At 45.9% G+C, this 21,533-nt stretch carries 16 protein-coding genes; 10 read left to right on the plus strand and 6 right to left on the minus strand.

The genetic code is table 11. The features are described 5' to 3' along the window. Positions 1-93: 93 nt before the first annotated feature. Entirely contained in the window at positions 94-1,347 is a 1,254-nt protein-coding gene (locus IEY67_RS11790; RefSeq protein ID WP_122351564.1) for an Nramp family divalent metal transporter, read from the plus strand. Here IEY67_RS11790 and IEY67_RS11795 read toward each other — a convergent pair. Then, the gene (locus tag IEY67_RS11795) at positions 1,334-1,987 is read right to left on the minus strand and encodes a DedA family protein (protein ID WP_183671401.1); all 654 of its coding nucleotides are present in this window, start codon (positions 1,985-1,987) and stop codon (positions 1,334-1,336) included. The two genes, IEY67_RS11790 and IEY67_RS11795, sit on opposite strands and share 14 nt — an antisense overlap. Before the next feature lie 130 nt (positions 1,988-2,117). Between IEY67_RS11795 and IEY67_RS11800 the strand changes: the two genes are divergently transcribed. From IEY67_RS11800 to IEY67_RS11810, 3 genes are read left to right on the plus strand one after another with little or no spacing between them, the layout of a single operon-like run. After that, entirely contained in the window at positions 2,118-3,866 is a 1,749-nt protein-coding gene (locus IEY67_RS11800; protein ID WP_122351566.1) for a glutamine--tRNA ligase/YqeY domain fusion protein, read from the plus strand. Positions 3,867-3,891: 25 nt separating this feature from the next. Then, positions 3,892-5,334 carry a tetratricopeptide repeat protein gene (locus IEY67_RS11805; protein ID WP_122351567.1) on the plus strand — a complete coding sequence of 481 codons (1,443 nt, stop codon included), beginning with the start codon at positions 3,892-3,894 and terminating at the stop codon, positions 5,332-5,334. Continuing rightward, a complete protein-coding gene (locus tag IEY67_RS11810) occupies positions 5,334-6,245 on the plus strand; it encodes a DUF368 domain-containing protein (protein ID WP_183671400.1) in 912 nt (303 codons plus the stop codon). Before IEY67_RS11805 ends, IEY67_RS11810 begins: the two co-directional genes overlap by 1 nt. A gap of 413 nt (positions 6,246-6,658) precedes the next feature. Here IEY67_RS11810 and IEY67_RS11815 read toward each other — a convergent pair whose 3' ends face one another. The 5 genes from IEY67_RS11815 to IEY67_RS11835 all read right to left on the minus strand — a co-directional run bounded on the left by IEY67_RS11815 (position 6,659) and on the right by IEY67_RS11835 (position 13,750). After that, on the minus strand, positions 6,659-8,053 hold the full coding sequence (locus IEY67_RS11815; RefSeq protein ID WP_122351569.1) for an ABC transporter permease: 1,395 nt from the start codon (positions 8,051-8,053) through the stop codon (positions 6,659-6,661). A gap of 15 nt (positions 8,054-8,068) precedes the next feature. Then, positions 8,069-9,604, minus strand: a complete 1,536-nt coding sequence (locus IEY67_RS11820) for a DUF2705 family protein (protein WP_183671399.1) — start codon at positions 9,602-9,604, stop codon at positions 8,069-8,071. Positions 9,605-9,634: 30 nt separating this feature from the next. After that, complete coding sequence (locus IEY67_RS11825; protein WP_122351571.1) at positions 9,635-10,354, minus strand: ABC transporter ATP-binding protein; 720 nt, start codon at positions 10,352-10,354, stop codon at positions 9,635-9,637. Between the two features lie 287 nt (positions 10,355-10,641). Continuing rightward, positions 10,642-12,057 (minus strand): NEW3 domain-containing protein, encoded by a 1,416-nt coding sequence (locus IEY67_RS11830; protein ID WP_229801042.1) that lies wholly within the window; start codon positions 12,055-12,057, stop codon positions 10,642-10,644. A gap of 178 nt (positions 12,058-12,235) precedes the next feature. Further along, on the minus strand, positions 12,236-13,750 hold the full coding sequence (locus IEY67_RS11835) for a TolC family protein (protein ID WP_122374454.1): 1,515 nt from the start codon (positions 13,748-13,750) through the stop codon (positions 12,236-12,238). A 298-nt stretch (positions 13,751-14,048) separates the two neighbouring features. On the opposite strand from IEY67_RS11835, the gene IEY67_RS11840 reads away from it, so the two are divergent. From IEY67_RS11840 to IEY67_RS11865, 6 genes are all read left to right on the plus strand, one after another. Further along, a complete protein-coding gene (locus IEY67_RS11840) occupies positions 14,049-16,343 on the plus strand; it encodes a GH92 family glycosyl hydrolase (protein WP_183671397.1) in 2,295 nt (764 codons plus the stop codon). A 95-nt stretch (positions 16,344-16,438) separates the two neighbouring features. Beyond that, positions 16,439-17,683: a GAF domain-containing sensor histidine kinase gene (locus IEY67_RS11845; RefSeq protein ID WP_122351575.1), complete on the plus strand. Its 1,245-nt coding sequence runs from the start codon at positions 16,439-16,441 to the stop codon at positions 17,681-17,683. Further along, positions 17,680-19,053, plus strand: a complete 1,374-nt coding sequence (locus tag IEY67_RS11850) for a sigma-54-dependent transcriptional regulator (protein ID WP_183671396.1) — start codon at positions 17,680-17,682, stop codon at positions 19,051-19,053. Before IEY67_RS11845 ends, IEY67_RS11850 begins: the two co-directional genes overlap by 4 nt. A gap of 208 nt (positions 19,054-19,261) precedes the next feature. Then, a complete protein-coding gene (locus IEY67_RS11855) occupies positions 19,262-19,489 on the plus strand; it encodes a 4Fe-4S dicluster domain-containing protein (RefSeq protein WP_007653280.1) in 228 nt (75 codons plus the stop codon). 7 nt (positions 19,490-19,496) lie between these two features. Next, a complete protein-coding gene (locus IEY67_RS11860) occupies positions 19,497-20,576 on the plus strand; it encodes a 3-methyl-2-oxobutanoate dehydrogenase subunit VorB (protein WP_122351577.1) in 1,080 nt (359 codons plus the stop codon). A gap of 189 nt (positions 20,577-20,765) precedes the next feature. Next, complete coding sequence (locus IEY67_RS11865; protein ID WP_122351578.1) at positions 20,766-21,530, plus strand: thiamine pyrophosphate-dependent enzyme; 765 nt, start codon at positions 20,766-20,768, stop codon at positions 21,528-21,530. Positions 21,531-21,533: the final 3 nt, after the last annotated feature.

A 21,533-nucleotide genomic window follows, 5' to 3' on the forward strand; every position in this document is an offset into this window, starting at 1 on the left:
ACAAGATTTTACCAGAGGCAGTTTGCCCAAAAAGACATCAGGAAAGAACAGAAAGAAAGTAACTAATATTTGGAAATACAAGCAATAAAAAATATGAAACTACTAGACAAACTCAAAATTAATCACAAACCTCGTTCCGGAGGATTAGACCTTTTGAAATATATCGGTCCCGGATTATTAGTCACTGTCGGATTCATCGACCCGGGAAACTGGGCTACCAACTTAGCCGCCGGATCCGAATTCGGTTATGCCTTACTATGGGTCGTAACCTTTTCATCCATCATGCTGATTATCATTCAACACAACGTAGCCCACCTGGGGATCGTCACAGGACTTTGTTTATCCGAAGCAACCAACAAATATATGCCCCGCACACTCAGCCGGCCTATTCTCGGTTCGGCCATGCTTGCCAGCATATCCACCTCGCTAGCAGAGATATTGGGTGGAGCCATTGCGTTACGGATGTTGTTCAGTATACCTATAAAGATCGGTGCCGTGATCGTTACAGTGGCCTGTCTGATCATGTTGCTCAGTAACACATACAGTAAAATAGAACGCTGGATCATCATGTTTGTCTCCATCATCGGATTGTCTTTCTTATACGAACTGGCTTTGGTCGATGTCAACTGGGGACAAGCCGTGCAGGGATGGGTAAAGCCTTCTTTCCCTGAAAATTCTATGCTGATCATTATGAGTGTACTCGGAGCCGTGGTAATGCCGCACAACTTGTTCCTACATTCGGAAGTAATACAAAGCCGTGAATGGAACCTGGAAGACGAATCCGTCATCAAGAAACAATTGAAATACGAATTTTACGATACGCTCCTGTCGATGGTTATCGGATGGGCAATCAATTCGGCGATGATCATCCTGGCTGCGGCTACTTTCTTCAAGGAAAAGATAGCCGTAGACGAACTGGACCAGGCACAACAATTGCTGGTTCCGCTGGTCGGAAACAATGCAGGCGTTATCTTTGCCGCCGCCTTATTGCTTGCCGGTATTTCCTCGACGATCACATCCGGAATTGCCGGAGCATCCATCTTTGCCGGTTTTTACGGAGAGGCATACAACCACAAAGACTTACACTCCAAACTGGGGGTTATTCTTTCATTCGTTCCGGCTCTGCTTATCATCTTCCTAATCGGCGACCCGTTCAAAGGATTGATCCTTTCGCAGATGTTGCTCAGCGTGCAGCTTCCCATCACCGTCTTTTCGCAGGTATATCTTACTTCCAGTAAAAAAGTGATGGGTCAATATGTCAATTCACGTTCGACCACCATCCTGTTGCTGTTGTTGGGAACGATGGTGACCGTCCTGAATATCGCCCTGTTAATCAGTTTGTTTTAACAAAATATTTATTCCGGACTATTTCTATTATACCCGGCAGGATGGAGATAAAAATGATGAGGACAATCAGAAGTTCCAGATTCTTTTGAACGATCTCCATTCCGCCGAAGAAATAGCCAGCATATGAAAACAAAACCACCCAAACAATCCCTCCTACGATATTATACGAAGCAAAATGGCGGTAATTCATATGTCCCATCCCTGCTACGAACGGAGCGAACGTACGCACAATGGGAACAAAGCGAGCAAGGATAATAGTTTTTCCTCCGTGCTTTTCATAAAATTTATGTGTTTTCTCCAGATAACTCTGTTTGAATATTTTCGAATTTGGATTGCTAAACAGTCTTTCGCCGAAGAACCGGCCTATTATATAGTTAGAAGCATCTCCCAGTACGGCAGCAGCAATCAGCACCAATACAATCAAATGCACATTCATCGGATTACCCGGCAAAGCTGCCAAAGCTCCCGCCACAAATAACAACGAGTCGCCCGGAAGAAAGGGAGTAACCACCAACCCCGTTTCACAAAAAATGATTAGAAACAAAATGGCATATATCCAGATGCCATAAGTCGACACAAGTGCTGCCAGATGGGCGTCGATATGCAGCACAAAATCAATCAGGAGATTGAAGTATTCCATATAAATGTATTATAATCTGTTCGATAAAATTAAGGCACAAATATAGGAAAAAACTTGTATTGCTATGCAGCGAATAAAGAAATCGCTACCTTTGTTCCGTTAATAAAGAAATAACATATTTATAACAGATATGAGCGATATCAAAACGAACGAAGAAGAAGGCAAAAAGAGCCTGAATTTTATTGAAGCAAATGTTGAAAAAGACCTGGCAGAAGGAAAGAATGGCGGACGCATACAAACTCGTTTTCCACCTGAACCAAACGGTTATTTGCATATAGGACACGCCAAAGCAATCTGTCTGGATTTCGGTATTGCAGAACGTTATAACGGAGTTTGTAACCTTCGTTTCGACGACACGAACCCTGTAAAAGAAGATACAGAATATGTCGATGCAATCAAGGAAGATATAGAATGGCTTGGATTCCATTGGGGTAACATCTATTACGCATCCGACTATTTCCAGCAATTGTGGGATTTTGCCATCCGTCTGATCGAGGAAGGAAAAGCCTATATCGACGAGCAAAGTTCGGAAGTTATCGCCCAGCAGAAAGGAACTCCTACCCAGCCGGGTATCGATAGTCCGTATCGTAACCGTCCTATCGAGGAAAACCTGACTTTGTTTCAGAAAATGACTGACGGAGAGGTAGAAGACGGAGCCATGGTGTTGCGTGCCAAAATTGACATGGCTAATCCGAATATGCACTTCCGCGATCCGATTATTTATCGCGTATTGAGGACCGCACATCACCATCGCACAGGTGACAAATGGAAAGTCTATCCGATGTACGACTTTGCACACGGACAAAGCGACTTCTTCGAAGGTGTTACGCATTCACTCTGTACCTTGGAATTTGTGGTACACCGCCCGTTATACGACCTGTTCATCGACTGGTTGAAAGAAGGTAAAGATTTGGACGACAACCGTCCCCGTCAGACCGAGTTCAACAAGTTGAATCTGAGCTATACATTAATGAGTAAGCGTAACCTGCTTACGTTGGTAAAAGAGAAGTTGGTCGACGGTTGGGACGATCCCCGTATGCCGACTATCTGTGCATTCCGTCGTCGTGGTTATTCCCCCGAATCTATCCGCAAATTCGTCGATAAGATCGGATATACCACCTACGATGCCCTGAATGAATTTGCCTTGCTGGAAAGTGCCGTTCGTGAAGACCTGAACGCCCGTGCCACACGTGTATCCGCTGTGCTCGATCCGGTGAAGCTGATTATTACCAACTATCCGGAAGGACAAGTAGAAGAGATGGAAGCCATCAACAATCCGGAAGATCCGGAAGCAGGCAGCCATATCATCGAATTCAGCCGCGAATTATGGATAGAAAAAGAGGACTTCATGGAAGATGCTCCGAAGAAATTCTTCCGTATGACTCCCGGACAGGAAGTACGTCTGAAGAATGCATACATCGTAAAATGTACAGGCTGTAAGAAAAACGATGCAGGTGAAGTGGTAGAAGTTTATTGCGAATACGACCCGAACACCAAGAGCGGTATGCCGGACAGCAATCGTAAGGTGAAAGGTACTTTACACTGGTTGAGCTGTGCACATAGTTTGCCGGCAGAAGTCCGTCTGTACGACCGTCTGTGGAAAGTCGAGAATCCCCGCGATGAACTGGCTGCTATCCGCGAAGCAAAAGATTGCTCCGTACTGGACGCCATGAAAGAGATCATCAATCCGGACTCTCTGAAAATATTGACAAACTGCTACGTTGAAAAGTATCTGGCAAATGCCAAACCATTAGATTATTTACAATTCCAGCGTATCGGTTATTTTAATGTAGACAAAGACTCTACGCCGGAAAAGCTCGTCTTCAACCGTACCGTATCTCTGAAAGATACCTGGAGCAAGGTTAAGGACAAGGCTTAACAATGTGCCAATTAAATTATTCCCTATGAAAAAAGATGATATCTCACGCTTGTTACAACGTTATCTGTCTGCCCGCGAAATGGGAAAAGAGCCCTATTTCGATGCAGATGAAATCGATGAACTGTTGGGCAGCTTTGAAGAATCGGATAATTATGAATATTTCGATGAAGTTTTAACCTTAGGGTTAAAGCTTCATCCCGGTAATACAGATTTACAGTTCAGACAATGCAAGCTGTACGTCTATAATGAAGACTATGAGAGTGCATTGGCTTTGATCGATTCAATCGCTGAAACAGACAACCAGGACCTCGACTTATTGCGATTGGAATGTTACTGCATGCTCGACCGGTATGATAAACTGATCGAATATACGGAAAGGCTGATCGAATCTGATTGCGAATATCTGGAGACTATATTCGAATACACCGCTCCCCTTCTGAGTGATATGGAAATGACGAACGAAGCGCACGATTTCATACGACGCGGCATCGATCTGTTCCCTGACAACCTCACTCTGAAAGATGAGCTATGCTATAACATGGAGATGAAAGGAGATATCGACGGGGCGATCAGTATGTGTAACGAACTGATCGATAAAGAACCCTACTCCTACGAATCCTGGTTCACGCTCGGACGCCTGTATTCGATCAAATCGGAATTTGAGAAAGCAATCGAAGCATTCGACTTCGCACTAACCTGCGATGACTCGGACCCGGAGCTGAAAATACTGAAAGCATACTGCCTCTACATGAATGAGAATTATGAAAAGGCATTGGAGGTTTATCAGGAGATCGATGCCACTACCGAAATAGCAGAACGTATCAAACCGCTTATGGCTGAATGCTATATCAAACTTGAGGATTTCGAAGGAGCATATAATTTACTGAAAGACATTATCGGTAAAAAGGCAACCTCCAACGAACCGGCTGCCTACATCAACTTTATCCGGTGTTGTGCTGAGACAGAACGCGACAAAGAAGCGTCCAAGACGCTCAACAAAGCAATCGAACTGTTTCCCAACAACGTCAGGATACTCTCTTTACTGGCTCTGACCTATGTGGAAAACGGAGAAGACAAGCTGGCTATAGAGACCACCGAACGTCTGTTCAATGTCCTGGATAAAGGAGAGAACTATCAGCCCGAAGATTACGAAAGTCTTTTCCATGCAGGTCAGTACCTGTATATGAAAGGAGATATCGACAAGGCACTCAAATATTATAATAAAGTATACGCCGTCAATCCGGAGTTACCTTATATGCACCTTCATATGGCTATGGCTTACCTGGCAAAGGGCGACATGAAGCATTTCGGTGAACACTTCAGCCAGACATCTCCGAAAGAACTGGTAAAATACCTGGAAGAATCCGGTATCGATTTCAGTGATGTAGAGCAGCAACTGATGGGAAAACATATCCCACCGGAAGATCTGACGAAGGAATTCCTCAATAACAAAGACAATAACAACTAATGGACAGAAATCTAAAAGACTACGGTCTCCTACTTTTGAAAGGCATGGGAATGGGCGCAGCCGATGTTGTACCCGGTGTATCAGGCGGTACGATTGCCTTTATTGTTGGTATTTATGAAGAACTGATCGATTCGATCAAGAGTATCAACGGAGCAAGCCTGAAGTTACTTTTCACCGGTAAGATCGCCTCATTCTGGAAAGCGATAAATGCGAATTTCCTGTTGGCTATCGTTGCCGGCATTGCTATCAGTATCTTTTCGCTGGCAAAGATCATTACCTGGTTGCTGGTTACGCATCCGATCCTCGTATGGGCATTCTTCTTCGGTTTAGTACTGGCTTCTACCTGGTTCGTTTCAAAAGATATCAAGCAATGGAACTGGAAAACAATACTGAGTTTTATTATCGGAGCCGTCATTGCGTACTATATAACTGTTGCCACACCGGCAGAGACTCCGACTAATTTATTTTTCATATTCCTTTGCGGGGCCATAGCGATCTGTGCCATGATCCTTCCCGGTATTTCCGGTAGTTTTATCCTGGTCTTATTAGGGAAGTACTTCTATATTATGGAAGCGGTAAAGACTTTCAATATACCGGTCATGCTCGTATTTATCTGTGGAGCAGCCATAGGTATTACCTCTTTCTCCCGTGTACTTTCTTTTGCCTTGCGCCGGTTTCATGATACGACCATTGCGGTACTGGCCGGTTTTATGCTGGGTTCGCTGAATAAAGTATGGCCGTGGAAAGAGACGATTGAGACATATACCGACAGCCATGGAGTAATCAAACCGTTGGTGGAAGCAAATATCTTGCCCAACCAACTGGTATGGGAAGCAGTCGGATTAATGATCTTCGGATTCGCTATCGTCTATTTTCTTGAAAAATTATCCATGAAAGGAGCTAAAGCTTAAAAAAATCTCTTCCCTATGCTCACGCACAAGGAAGAGTTTGTTCTCTCGCCAAAGAGAACCTCATCAATTATGTTAACCTTATTCAAGGTCATAGAAGGGAGCAGTTCGCCAGAGTTGCTCCCTTCATGTTGAAAACACACATATTCTTAGTATTGTTTATCTTTTCACCTTATTTATTAGCAAATAACATGCCAGAATCGTATCTATCTGATAATTAGAAACATTGAATAAACCAGACATATCCGATAGTGGACAGTTGCCCGGTTTTGCTTATTGTATATCCGGCAACGCCATTTATATTGCAAATGGCGTGCCAAAATATACAAACACCTATTTATCAAACATATAAACATTATACACAAATCCTAATATGTCCAATTATTAGACACTGATGTACAAAATTTAGACAGTTATTACCTTACATCATATCTTGTAAAGAAATAAAAACAGGCCATAAACAGGACAGCAATTGTTATTATCATAGCAATCAGGTATCCGCTGATAAATTCGATACGCTGGCCGAACGATGCAATCTGTTCCTGATATTGCGGAATCTGGTCTACAGCGACGGACTTTTTACTGGTTGAATAATCTTCATAAGGATTATACCAGTGCGGACTACCTGAATCATTCGCATCTATATCTTTAAACCATTGCAGGAACCGTTCCTGAAAAGCATGCAGGTCATTCCAGTTCTTCTGAAAACGCAGGTAACCGCCTCCCAAGAAAGCTTCATTCATATAATCGAACTGGGCAATCGGCGAAAGCAACGTAAAATTACGGGTCTGCTCGAACTGACGGAACTGCTGCAAATAATAGGCATCATTAAACTTTTTATCGTTATTCATCAGGTTTGTCTGGTTCTTTGCACGTAACTCATGGCGAGGGAAAAACGCATCGCCACCATTGGACGACCAACTGCCCGGAGGCGCATTACGATTAATGTCGTCACTCGCTTCCCGGCGCTTACGGTCTACCTCTTCTGAAGCCGGTATGCCGAATAGCTTTTTTGCCCAGAACACAGATGTATTAGGAATAATTACCGCAGCAAACAACCAAAAGCAAAGAGATATGAGCAGACTGATATTGGAATAACGCGTTACGACCGACGATAACAGACCGAATACTGCGAAAGTAGTGATAAACAACAGACTGATCAACACAAATCCGCCCGTCTCCATCAAAAAGCTTCCGTTCAGCTGCACCTGTCCCGAAACAGCCAGAATAAGCAAACTGATTATTATACCGACCAACTCCATCATTCCCACGATCGTAACGATACTGAGCAATTTACTGCACAGGAAAGTACGCCGCGGCACAGCATTGGAAAAGACCAGTGCCAGCGTCCTCTCCTCCTTCTCGCCCGATATCGCATCAAAAGCAAAAAGCAACGTGATAAAACTCAGAAACATAGAGACTATGAACGACCAGCTCAGGCTGTCCCCACGGCTTAACAACGGATTGTTGCTATCGTGACGCACCGAATAACCGAACACATTGTAAGCACTATATTCGATACGGTTAGGCAAATAGCTCTCTTTACAATCTGCAATTACACTGTTTTCACGCGGAGAAGTCACAAAACTACTCGGTTGAGTCGCTACCTTCGACACATTCTCGGCACGTTTAGCCAATGACTCCTGTTGAGCCTGGTTGTATTTGGCGTAATTATCGTGCATACCTTTAAAAGAAGAAACAAATGAAACACTTCCCAAACTAAAGACAAGCACAACAATTACAAAAGAAACCTGAAAGCGCAGACTATATAAGTAGTTCTGCAATTCCCGTATATATAAAGTTGTAAACATAACTGTAATTATTTATTATCTGACATCATATTTCATAAACGACACGATTGTTCCGACCAACAATACGATCGCCAACCCCAGCAAGGCACATAAGCGTCCCAATGCATCGCCCAAAGCAGCAGAAAGTGCTACCGGCTGAGGGACATAACGAGGTACACCGCTGGTATCCAGATATGGAAATTCACTGTTTCCTCTTTCATATCTCCTATGGGCATCTTGATCTCCTGCATCCAATTCGGCACGGGTAGGAAAATCCTCCAGTTTCTGTCCCGTAAAGTAAGAGATAGATTCAAACAACTTATGATCCTTGAAATAAGTAATAAGGCTCTCCCGGTAATTGCGAAGACTCTCCATATATTTCAGGAAACAATTCGCATTGGTATGACACAAAGCATCTGTTGCCTGGCCAAACAATTCGGAAGGAGACAACCAGGCAATAACCTGTTGCAAATGTTGCTGCCGCATCAGTCCATCCAGGTAATCGCGTTGCAAAGCCCACTTCTTATCCGCATTATTCAACATGACAGGGGTTGACCAAATCTGCATCTGCTGATGGAATAAGGGAGTTTCGCGCGGTCCTCCTGCCAGTTCCAGATATTCCACACCATCTCCATTACAATTATTATAACTCAACCCACGCATATTGACCCGTTGGGCTGCACGCGGCCATTCTTCCCCATATTCTTTATAATACGTGTCATCATAATTATTCATCGCTGCCTGTACATTATCATACAGAGGTGCTTTAGAGATACTCTGAGAAAGATAAGTGGCAATATTAGGCATGAGGAAAAGAAACCAGATCCAGCACAGCAAGCTAATGATGATGGATGATGACGAATGCGTGACCCTGCTGGAGATAAACATACCCAACAAAAGAAATACCATCATATAAATAACAGATGTCAGGAAAAGCAATGCCACTCCGCCCCAATCGGATGCAGAAAAGGATATTCCCGGATTGACCACGATAATCAGGCAGGCCAACAGATAACAGAACAACAATATAGGAAGCAATATCAGCAACAGTCCCAACAACTTACCCATCAGGAAGGAAATACGGCTCACCTGTCCGGTAAATGTCAGTTTCATAGTTCCGTCTTCCCGTTCACGGGTGATGGCATCATACGAAAAGACAAGTGCCAACAACGAAATGAGGATAGCGATCACCTTTGAAAAGTCTATCGAGAAGAAGGCATTCAACGACGGATTATCACGGGTAATTGTATGGCCCGAAGGAAACAACGGATATTCCCAGAAGGCGATCTTTACCTTGTTTCCCACATTCGTCATTATACCCGTACTAAAAATACTCAGAGGTTCAGGCTCCTGTACGATGGTAGGACGTACCGCCGACCACACCCGGCTCTCTTTCAATTCCCGATCCGCCTGCGCCTGTTCGATCTTATAGACGCGAACCTGGTTCTCGTAATTGTCCACACTGACGATGATCGTAAACGGGATCACCAGGAGGCAGAGCACAAACCCTATAATAAACCTGACTGACAACAAGTTCAGCAGGAAATCTTTCTTTGCTATTAACCAAATCATATTATTTATCGTATTAGACAGTTTGTACTCTTATTCTAAAATAGCTTCCTGCATATAATCCAGATAGATCCGTTCCAGGTCGTCCTGAAGGAACTCTTCCCGGCTACGGAGCATGACAAGACGCCCTTCCTTCATAATACCGACACGGTCGGCCACCGCTTTGGCACGGAAGAGGTCGTGGGTGCACATCAGGATACTTTTACCGGCATTGCGCAGATTGATCAATATCTGCATCAGCTCGGCAGCACTCTTGGGATCGAGTCCGGTAGTCGGTTCGTCCATGACGATGTTGTTGGCATCTTTGATGATAGCGATGGCAAGACCTACTTTCTGGCGCATACCTTTGGAGAAGGTTTTCAACTTGCGTTCGAAGGCTTCTTCCTGAAGGCCGACACGGCGCATGACGTTATAATAATCGTCTTTTGTCAGATTCGTCTTCCCTCCCAGGCGGGCAAAGAAATCGAGATTCTGACGGGCGGTGAAGTTACCGTACAGCATGACGTTTTCAGAAACGAAAGCGACATGATTCTTGGTTTCCAACGGGTTCTCCATCACGTCGATACCGTCGATCAGGGCATGGCCCGAAGTCGGCTCGATAAAGTTCAGGAAGATATTGATGGAGGTGGTCTTTCCGGCACCGTTAGCTCCCAACAGGAAGAATATTTCTCCCGGTTTAATTTCCAGATTCAAGGCATCCAAAGCCAGGTTGCCGTCTTCGTATCTCTTTGTTAAATCGATTGCTTGTAACATAGTGTTCTTATTTATATTGTTATTATTATTTTATTTCTACTTAAGTGACTTAACCATTACAGGTTCATTTGCCGACGGTTTTAACCGACGGTTTTCAAATTGTTTCTCTTCTTCGGCTTTAGCCACATTCCTCTTAAATAGAGAGACTGTTTAAAATAGGACTAAAGTCCAAGAGATAGATCATTTACCAGTCCGTCTGCTAAAGCAGACGGCAAATAAACCTGTAACCAAGCATGTCCCATTTATAATTGATGCCCTATGCCCGGATAGGCTCAAATCTTCATAACTTACCGTTTACTAAGCTTCATCCCGAACCAGACAATTCCACCTACAAAGCCAATTAGCAACAGGATTAAGAAGATTGTTCCGAAGATAGATGTGGCGGCGTTTACCTGGATGCGGACTGTCTTATCCTCTGTATCCACCTTGCGGTTATCCGCCATGGCTTCCGTCTTGATCTTTACTTCCTGGGCACCTACTCCACCGTCTTTCGGCGGGATGATGGTTACCTGTACGGTCATTTCCTTTTCCGGTTCCAGACTGCTGATCACATCCGGTTCGATGCGGGTATCCCAACCCAAAGGCCTCTCAGCAGTCAGCTTGATGTTATCCAGGCGACGGCTACCACCGTTACGTACGGTCACATCCATTGTCACTTCTTTTCCTACGGTTGTTTCGTGGTAGAGGTTGTTTGCACGCACTTCGATCTTTCCTTTTCCGCGAGGGATGATCTCCAGATTTTCGTTACCGGCCTTCTCGCCGTTAGAGGCAGAAACAGTCTGAACCTGGAACTTGATCGGTTTGTCAATCACTACTTGCTGGTCGTCGCGGTCAGGTAAATATACCTGCAAAGATAACTTCTTTATGTTTACGCCCTGCGCAAATTTGATCTGGGTCACTTTACTTTCTCCGTCCATAAAGTCGTAAGTGATCTGACGCGGCAGGTCGAGTACTTCCAAACGATATACATCGTCCGAAGTAGAGAAGCGTTCGAGTGTCAGATCATACGTGGCCTTACTGCTCAGGTCCGCTTCCTGGCTGAACTGCATGGAGGAAATATCGATCACATTCACACTGGCATCTTTCTTCAGATAGATGTTCTTCTCATCCTTGTGGTTATTGTAGTTCAACGACACCGTAAGGTTCTCCGCATCTTTCAGCAATTCAAAATCGGCAGTCGCCACCTTTCCCAGTTCGATAAACGGCACACGGTACTCGTACGGCGAACCGATAATCGTCTTCGATTCGTTATCGACCAGCGATACATATATATTATATATTTTACCGGAACGCATCTCGGGCGTAAAAACATCGAAATGTTCTTTGAACTGGCTCAGATACTCTTCATTCCCTTCCAGCGCACTTTTCAGGGTGATCTTTACCTTGCGTTCGCCACGCTGGTCTTGATATTTCACGGCACGTTCCACCGTGATGTAACTCTGTTGCGAGATCAGCTTCAGGATCAGCTTCTGATAATCCACTTCCTTACTCAGCAACTCATTCTTCGAACGGTTGAAATCATTAGCGGAGATGGCTTTCTCATTATACAACTTCGTGTCGTTCTGAAACTTCTGTTTCGCTACTTCATAGTCGGCACGTGTCTTCTTCAGGTCGAGTAACAAGGCTGCTTCGCTGTCACCTTCCGCCCGGACGGTAAAGGGCATCAGTAAAATGACCAGCAGTACCGTGATAAAACTTTTCATGTGTTCGTTCATTTGTTCTTCTTATTATTAGTTATTTCAATTTCGTTCCTAAGTTTCTTTTAATTTCCTGCAATGGAAACTGGAGTTTCTTTGGCAGGAAACTGGAGTTTCCAAAGCAGGCAACTACGAGGAAACTGTAATCAATTATATATAAAACTACTAACTAAAAACAGCTTTCCTACGATTCAGGCAGGAAACTGCGGTTATGTTCAAAGTCATACATCGTCTTACGGTTTAGGTCAGCTACCGACAAGCGGTAAGTGATATAACTGTCGATGTAAGCCAACTGCACCTGCGAAAGACGCTCCTGTTCGATGGAAAGTTCCTGGCTCGTCATATCGCCGTTTTCAAAACGCATTTGGCTGATCCGGTAACTCTGTATGGCAACCTCCTGGTTCCGGCGGTTGATGCGGTAACGCTTCTCGGCCTCATACACGCTACGGACGATCTCACGTATCTCCTGTTCGATAGTACGTTCGGTATTGTCGAGATCCAGTTTGCGTTGTTTCAGGCGGACTTGTTCGCGGCGGACCTGATTCCTGGCACGTCCCCAGTCCAGAAGCGGATAAGAGACAGTCAGGGCAATCCCACGGTTTGCAGGACGGTCGCGCATATTGTCAAACGAAGAACCGACCAGCTGACCGACCGTACCGTCGCTGCGCGTACTTAATCCGGTAAAATCATAGTAAGCGGATATATTCCCCTTAAACTCCCGTTCCCGTTTGGCACGTTTCACTTCGATGGCCTGTAACTCGATATCGAGATTGTTTTCCTTGATCTCCATACGGTTGCGCAATGCCTCGTCGATGGCCTGCTGCATATCGACAATAAAAGCCTCGAACTCCATCTCTGCTTTCAAATCGATCTCCTCCCCGAGAGGTAAACCGATCAATAGCTTAAATTGGTCTTTAGCAGTAGATAGCTTTCCTTCGCTCTCCATTACACGGGCCTCGTCCTGCGCTACGGTAATCTCGGCAATCAACATTTCCCCTTCGGGAAGATTACCCGTTTCCTGTTTCAGCTTGGTGATGCGATAAGCCTCACGGGAATTGACCAAACGGTCCTGGTTGATCTTATGTTCGTACGCCAGTTTATATACAGTATAAAAGCTCTCTGTTACATTATATACTATATTCATCTGCACACGGGTGAAATAACAGGTACTTTTCTTATAATCCAGTTCCGCCACCTTCATATTCTCTTTCAGCTTATTGGCTGTAAAGATGGGCTGGTTGAAAGAGAGGGCGAAACGGCTGTACACCTGGTCGCGTTCCAGTTCCTCATAATCCTGTTGTGAAAGCGTAGTCCGGTAATTCTCCCAATACATTTTAGAGCTGAGGGCAAAATTACCTCCGGTGGGTAATACATAGGTAAAGTTCAGATTCCCTCCCACCTGCAGGGAACCGGTGGAGTTATAAACCGGCAGACCGTTGGCTTGCGAGATTTCCGTCAGCCCTTCCGTCCATGAAGGCGTAAAGAAATCGAAATTAAGCAACGGCTTGAACTGTGCCTTTGTGTAAAGATAAGAATAGCGGGTGGCATCCATGTCTTCCTTATAATATTTCACCGTATAACTCTCACCCAATGCGATACGAATCGCTTCATCGTAAGTAATCATCCGGGGCGTTTCCGTTTCAGCATGCCCTGCCAAAGCAAATCCCATTAACAGAGATACCAGTAATTTTCTTTTCATACTATATCGAATTAAGTCTTTCCGGGTAATAGATTACCCAATTATCTTCTTTTATTTATATATTCACATATAGTAAGGCAAACGGCGTGCCAAAATCATAACAGACTGATTATACGCGCCTCGCTGAAATGGGTAAGATTTTACTCATGGGTAACCGCCTTTATCTTTACCCAAATTGGGTAATTATTTACCCATTTGCTATACATCAGAAGATAATACAACCTATTCATCAGAAAGTTATAATCCTAAATAAGAGAAAACTCATACCTTTGCCTATCTGAAATAAATAAGTAATGCCATGAATATAAGAAAAGTAGCACGTAACATATTCTTATCTCTCACGTTCCTTACCACGCTGGCTTCTGCAACAGCCAAAGAACCTGTCGACTACGTGGATATGTTTATCGGAACATCCAACTCCCGGTGGATGCTGGGGCCTTATGCCCAGGAGCCGTTCGGGATGGTACAACTCGGACCGGACAACCAGGGAAATGTCTGGATGGGCGGATACGAATACGCCATCAACAGCGTTTCCGGTTTCAGCCATCTGCATGCCTGGACAATGGGCGGACTGATGATTATGCCGACAACAGCCGATCTAGCCCTGTCGAATCCGTCTTCCGACTCTCCCTACAAGGGAGCAAACGCAGGGTATCATTCCCGTATCCTGAAAGAAACGGAAAAGGCTTCGCCGGGATATTATTCCGTTTATTTATACGACCATGAAGTGAAAGCCGAACTTTCCGCCACTACTCGTTGCGGTATCCACCGGTACACCTTTCCCGAAAGAAAGGAGTCAAGGATATTGATAGACCTTCTGTTCCCTACCGAATGGGATTACGGATTCAGCGTAAAAGATGCCTGCATCACCCGGGTAAGCGACACGGAGTTGGAAGGTTATGCCGACTGCCAATCCGGATCATGGAGCAGGTGGAATGATTATAAGCTGCATTTCATCATTCGCTTCAGTAAACCGTTTTCCCGGCTGAACGGCTGGAATGAGGGGAAAGAAGTCGATGATATACAATCCATCTCCGGCAAAAACGACATCGGAGTCTATGCCCTTTACACTACGAAAGAAGGAGAAAGCATCACCGTCTCTACCGGCCTGTCGCTGGTCAGCATCGAGCAAGCCCGTTTAAATATGGAAGCGGAACTGGCTCCCCTAGAATATGACTTCGACCGTGTAGCAGCGCAAACCCGTACCAAATGGAACAAACTGCTTGGGAAAATAGAGATAGAAGGACAGAACGAAGTGGATAAAACAAAGTTCTATACCAACCTCTACCGCGCTTATGCCGGAAAACAAACCTGGAACGATGTGAACGGCCAATACCGCGATGCCTGCGAAAACGTACAGCAACTGGATCACGGCAATATGTACGGCGGCGATGCTTTCTGGAACAGTTTCTGGAACCTGAACGGCCTTTGGTCGATCATCTCCCCTCGTATCGTCGACGATTGGGTAACCACCCAGCTCGAAATGTTCAAACACACGGGATGGACAAGCAAAGGTCCGGCAGGCTTGGAATATTCGGGGATCATGGAAGGTTCGCACGAAACTGCGCTGATGGTAGCGGCTTACCAGAAAGGGATACGCAAAGACGGAGAAGACATTTACAAAGCCGTCATAAAAAATGTAACGGAGACGGGTATCAACCATCCCTGCGGCGGTAGTTGTGGTAATCCTTTACTGGATGTTTACATTAAGTATGGTTATATGCCGATGGAAATGGGAGTGGTATCCAAAACACTCGATTATGCTTACGACGACTGGTGCGTCGCCCAGCTTGCCTTTGCCCTCGGAAAGAAAAAAGAGGGAAAAGCATTGCTGGCACGTTCCATGAACTATAAGAATGTATTTCATCCGGAGAAGAAGTTTGTCATGCAGCGGGACAGTCTCGGCAATTGGGATCCCGACTTCAACGTATTCTCCAACAAAGGGTTTATCGAAGGGAACAGCTGGCAATACTCCTGGTATGTACCGCATGATATTCCGGGATTGGTCGATCTGCTGGGGAAAGATCTTTTCAACAGCCGCCTGGAAGAAGGTTTTATCAAATCGGAAAAGCATAAGTTCGCTGCTCACGTCTTCGACCGTACGATGGGGCAGGCAGCCGAATTTTATATCAATCAGGGGAATGAGGTCAATATGTGTACGCCGTTCCTGTTCAACTACTCCGGCAAACCGTGGCTGGCACAGAAATGGTCGCGTGCCATCCTGGATAGTTTCTACGGTTCGACTCCCTATCATGGCTGGGAAGGTGATGAAGACGAAGGACAGATGGGCGGCTGGTATGTGATGAGTGCCCTCGGCCTGTTCGAAATGAACGGAGGTGCTTCCCTACGGCCGGAACTGGAACTGACCAGTCCGCTCTTCAACAAAGTAACCATCCATCTGGATCCGGATTATTATAAAGGGAAGACTTTCACGATCGAAGCCCGTAACAACTCAAAAGAAAATATCTATATCCAGAAAGCATACCTGAACGGCAAAGAATTGAAACAGCCGCGAATCCCCTTTACCGCAATAACTGCCGGCGGGGTACTTTTACTCGAAATGGGCGATAAACCGGGGTATACATGCTTCTGAAACAGCTCCATGTTGCCGGACGAAATCATTATTCTATGTAACCGTCCGGCAAATTCATCTGTTTTTTATACTTTTGTACAAAGATCAGAAACAACATGCCACTATTCAGAAAGAACGAACGACCCGCGCAACCCAATCTGGAACAATTGCTTTCAGAGTTCAACCAGTCACTTACGTTGATTGTCGACAAACAATTGCTTATCGGCAACATTGCCGCCAAAGTGAAACAAATATGCCCTGTCGAGAGTATCTATATTTTCCTGCTGGATGAGAACACCGGGAAATACAAACAACAGAACGAAGCAAAGAACAAACCGGTGACCCTGACCAAACGAAGCCGCCTGACCAGCTGGCTATCGGTAAACGAAAAACATCTGACCGTATCCGAACATCCGGATATCATCGCTTACTTCCCTCCGGAAGAACAGGAAATAGTACGTCAACTGGGCGCAGAACTGATCTTCCCGCTAAAGGTGATGAACCAGATAAACGGAACGATCTTTATCGGAAAGAAAACCGACGGAACCGTTTTCACCCCACAGGAACTGAAGCTGCTCTCCATCCTGATCAACCAGGCGACTTTTGCCATCGAACATGCTTCGCTCTACGAGATACAGACCGAACGCCTGAAAAAGATGTACCGCACAGATCGTCTGGCAACTTTGGGAGAACTGGCTGCCGGTGCCGCCCATGAGATACGAAACCCGCTGACAGCCATCCGCAGTACGATCCAGTATCTGAGTAAGGATTTCAATGCCGACCCGACCAAAAAAGAGATGATGGATGAACTGATCTCGGAAGTGGAACGTATCAATAAGATCGTACAAGGCTTGCTGTCGTTCGCCCGTCCGTCGGAGTTGAACACATCGGAGGTAAACATCGAGCAACTGATCAACCAGACGCTTTTGCTGGTGACAAACACTTTACGTAAACAGGATATCGAAGTAGAGTTCGAATACTTCACCGACAATACGACCCTGCAGGCCGACACGGAACAACTGAAACAGGTCTTCCTGAACATTATTCTAAATGCAGTCGAGGCCATGAGCAAAAATTCTTCCGGCCACTCGCGTACATTAATAATAAGTATAGAAAAGGGAGCACCGATCAATACGCATTCCCGTTATCTGATCGTCTCGTTCGAGGATACCGGAAAAGGGATCGAACAGAAAGACATCGAGAATGTATTCAACCCGTTCTTCACGACAAAAGAAGAAGGGACCGGATTAGGATTAGCCATTTGCTACGGCATCGTGAAACGCCATGAAGGCGAGATCGAGGTAAAAAGTACGCCGGGCAAAGGCACTTGCATAAACATAAAACTACCGCAACGTATATGAAAGCAAAAATAGTAGTAGCCGACGATGAGCCGCGCATCCGTAAGATGATTGCCCGCCTGCTGACAGACGAGGGATACGAAGTCATGCCCGTCGAAAACGGACGGGAAGCGGTAGAGGCACTCCTCTCCTTCCACCCCGATGTGATCTTGCTGGACCAGCAGATGCCGGTACTGACAGGTGTGGAAGCATTGGAAGAGATCAAACGTATTTCCCCCAATCAGGTCGTCCTGTTCGTTACGGCCTTCGGTTCCATCTCCTTGGCCGTCGATGCCGTTAAGAAAGGAGCTTACGATTTTATCGAAAAGCCGTTCGATAACGACAAGCTGGTGCTCACTGTGAGCCGTGCCGTTGAACACAGCCGGATGAAAGGTGAACTATCGACGCTGAAGAAGACACTGGGAGAGAAACAAAGCTCCGTTATCGGAGAAAATACCGGACTCAGGCAAACCATGATACAGGTCCGCCGGGTAGCTGAAACGAATGCCACCGTCCTGATCCACGGAGAAAGCGGTACAGGTAAAGAACTGATCGCCCGTGCCATCCATACTAATAGCCTGCGTGCTAACGGCCCGTTCGTTGCCATCAACTGCGGAGCTATTCCGCTTACATTGATGGAAAGTGAACTGTTCGGACATGAACGGGGTGCTTTTACGGATGCCAAAGAGGCCAAGGCTGGAACTTTCGAGCAGGCAGACGGCGGAACTCTTTTCCTGGATGAAATAGGCGAACTGCCTTTGGATGCCCAGGTGAAACTACTCCGCGTATTGGAAGAACGGAAAATCACCCGTATCGGAGGGAAGAAGGCAATCCCCGTAGATGTCCGTATCGTAGCAGCTACCAACCGCAACCTGGACGATGAAGTGAAAGACGGCCGTTTCCGTCTCGACCTTCTCTACCGCCTGAACGTTTTTACCCTTATCCTCCCGCCACTTCGCGAACGGAAAGAGGACATTCCGCTGCTGACCAATTTCTTTATCCGCAAATATAACCGGACATTGAGCCTCGACGTACAATCCATTACACCGGAAGCCGTGAAGTTGCTCGGCTCTTACGGCTGGCCCGGCAATGTCCGCGACCTCGAGAATGCCGTACAAAGTGCCATGATACTGTGTACCGACGGTACGATCCGTCCCGAACACCTGCCCGACCGGGTGAAAGGATACGAACTGGCAGAGGAACAATCCGTAGCAGGAAGCGGCGGAAACAGTATCCGGGAGATTAATGCGCAAATAGAAAAAGAACTGATACTCGAAACGCTCCGGAAACATAGTTTCAACCGGACACTGACAGCCGAAGCACTCAATATCAGCCGGAAAACACTGTTCAACAAAATGAAACGGTACGGACTGGATTCAGCGATTGATAAATAGCAGACGACAGTTGACAAGTGACAGTTGACAGATGATAACTCAATAATTTACACATTGATTTTTAAACCGTCAACTGTCACTTGACAACCATCAACTATCAACTGTCACTTGTCAACTGTCAACTAAAAAATGAAGCAACCCTTGTTTTTATAACATTAGTTCTTAACTTTGTAGGTCTTACACGACATAAAACATAATTAGTTATACTATGGCAAAGATAAAAGGAGCGGTCGTTGTTAACCAGGAACGCTGCAAAGGGTGCAACTTATGTGTAGTTGCCTGCCCCAGCGATGTACTGGAATTACACCCGCGTGAAGTGAACAACAAAGGGTACCATTATGTGTACATGAAAAACCCTGATGCTTGCATCGGTTGCGCCAGTTGCGGATTGGTTTGTCCCGACGGCTGTTTAACCATCTACAAAGTAAAAATATAAAACAAATATGGCAGAAGAGATAAAATTAATGAAGGGAAACGAAGTCGTCGCCCATGCAGCTATACGCTACGGTGTAGACGGATACTTCGGATATCCTATCACTCCGCAGTCGGAGATCCTGGAAACCCTGATGGCCGAAATGCCGTGGGAAACAACCGGAATGGTAGTACTGCAAGCCGAAAGTGAAGTAGCAGCTATCAACATGGTGTATGGTGGTGCCGGTACAGGCAAACGTGTAATGACTTCATCTTCCAGTCCTGGTGTCAGCCTGAAACAGGAAGGTATTTCTTATATCGCAGGTGCCGAACTGCCTTGTTTAATTGTAAACGTAATGCGTGGCGGTCCCGGTCTGGGAACGATCCAGCCGAGCCAGGCAGACTATTTCCAGACAGTGAAAGGTGGCGGACACGGCGACTATCGCCTGATCACCCTCGCTCCTTCTTCCGTACAGGAGATGGCTGACTTTGTCGGATTAGGATTCGACCTCGCTTTCAAATATTGCAATCCGGCTATTATCCTTGCCGACGGTATCATCGGCCAGATGATGGAAAAAGTGGTTATGCCTCCTTTCCGTCCGCGTAAGACAGAAGAAGAGATCATCGCCGAATGTCCGTGGGCTGTACAAGGTAAAACGAAAAATCGTAAAGCCAATGTGATCACTTCACTGGAACTCGATCCGGCGAAGATGGAAGAAAACAACCTTCGTTTCCAGGCTAAATACCGCAAGATTGAAGAAAACGAAGTACGCTACGAAGAGTTCCAGTGCGACGACGCAGAATATCTGCTGGTTGCTTTCGGTTCTTCTGCCCGTATCTGCCAGAAAGTGGTAGAGATCGCACGTGGAGAAGGTATCAAACTCGGGTTGTTACGTCCGATCACGTTGTGGCCGTTCCCGACAAAAGCGATTGCCGCTTATGCCGATAAGGTAAAAGGTATGCTTTCTGTCGAATTGAATGCCGGCCAGATGGTGGAAGATATCCGCCTGGCTGTTAACGGAAAAGTAAAGGTTGAACACTTCGGCCGCCTGGGTGGTATCGTGTTTACTCCGGATGAAGTACTGAATGCGTTAAAAGAAAAGTTATTTTAATTTCTATGATACGCGGAAGTAAAACAGACAGCATATTGACAATCCTGTTCATGGTATTGGCAGCAGCAGCGATCGTTTGCTATTTTGCAGTCGACGATCGCCATGTATTCCTCTATTGCGGAGGGGCTGCCATATGCTTCAGACTTGTTCAATATCTACTGAGATTTATTAGTTAATTAAGCAACAATTATGGAACTCAACGAAATAATTAAACCGGAGAATCTGGTCTATACAAAGCCGGAATTGATGAACGACAATCCCATGCACTACTGTCCCGGTTGCAGCCACGGTGTGATACACAAGCTGATCGCTGAAGTGATCGCCGAAATGGGAATGGAAGAAAAAACAATCGGTGTCTCCCCGGTGGGTTGCGCCGTATTCGCATATAACTACCTGGATATCGACTGGGAAGAAGCTGCTCACGGACGTGCACCTGCCATCGCAACTGCGATCAAACGCCTGAATCCGGAAAAGATGGTCTTCACTTACCAGGGCGACGGCGACCTGGCCGCTATCGGTACAGCCGAAACCATCCATGCTGCCAACCGCGGCGAAAACATCGTGATCGTATTCGTGAACAATGCGATCTATGGTATGACCGGAGGTCAGATGGCTCCTACTACCCTCGAAGGGATGCCGACAGCGACTTGCCCTTACGGACGTAACATCGCCCTGAACGGCTATCCGCTGAAGATCGGCGATCTGCTGGCTCAGCTGGAAGGTACTTGCCTGGTTACCCGCCAGAGCGTACAGACCGCCGCCGCCGTTCGCAAAGCCAAAAAGATGCTTCGCAAAGCTTTTGAAAACTCAATGGCAGGCAAAGGGACTTCAGTTGTCGAATTCGTTTCCACCTGTTCATCCGGTTGGAAGATGACTCCTGAGAAATCAAATAAATGGATGGAAGAGAACATGTTCCCGTTCTATCCGCTGGGAGACTTAAAGAACAAAGAATAAGTA

The sequence above is a fragment of the Parabacteroides faecis genome (assembly GCF_014647375.1).
GTDB lineage: Bacteria > Bacteroidota > Bacteroidia > Bacteroidales > Tannerellaceae > Parabacteroides > Parabacteroides faecis.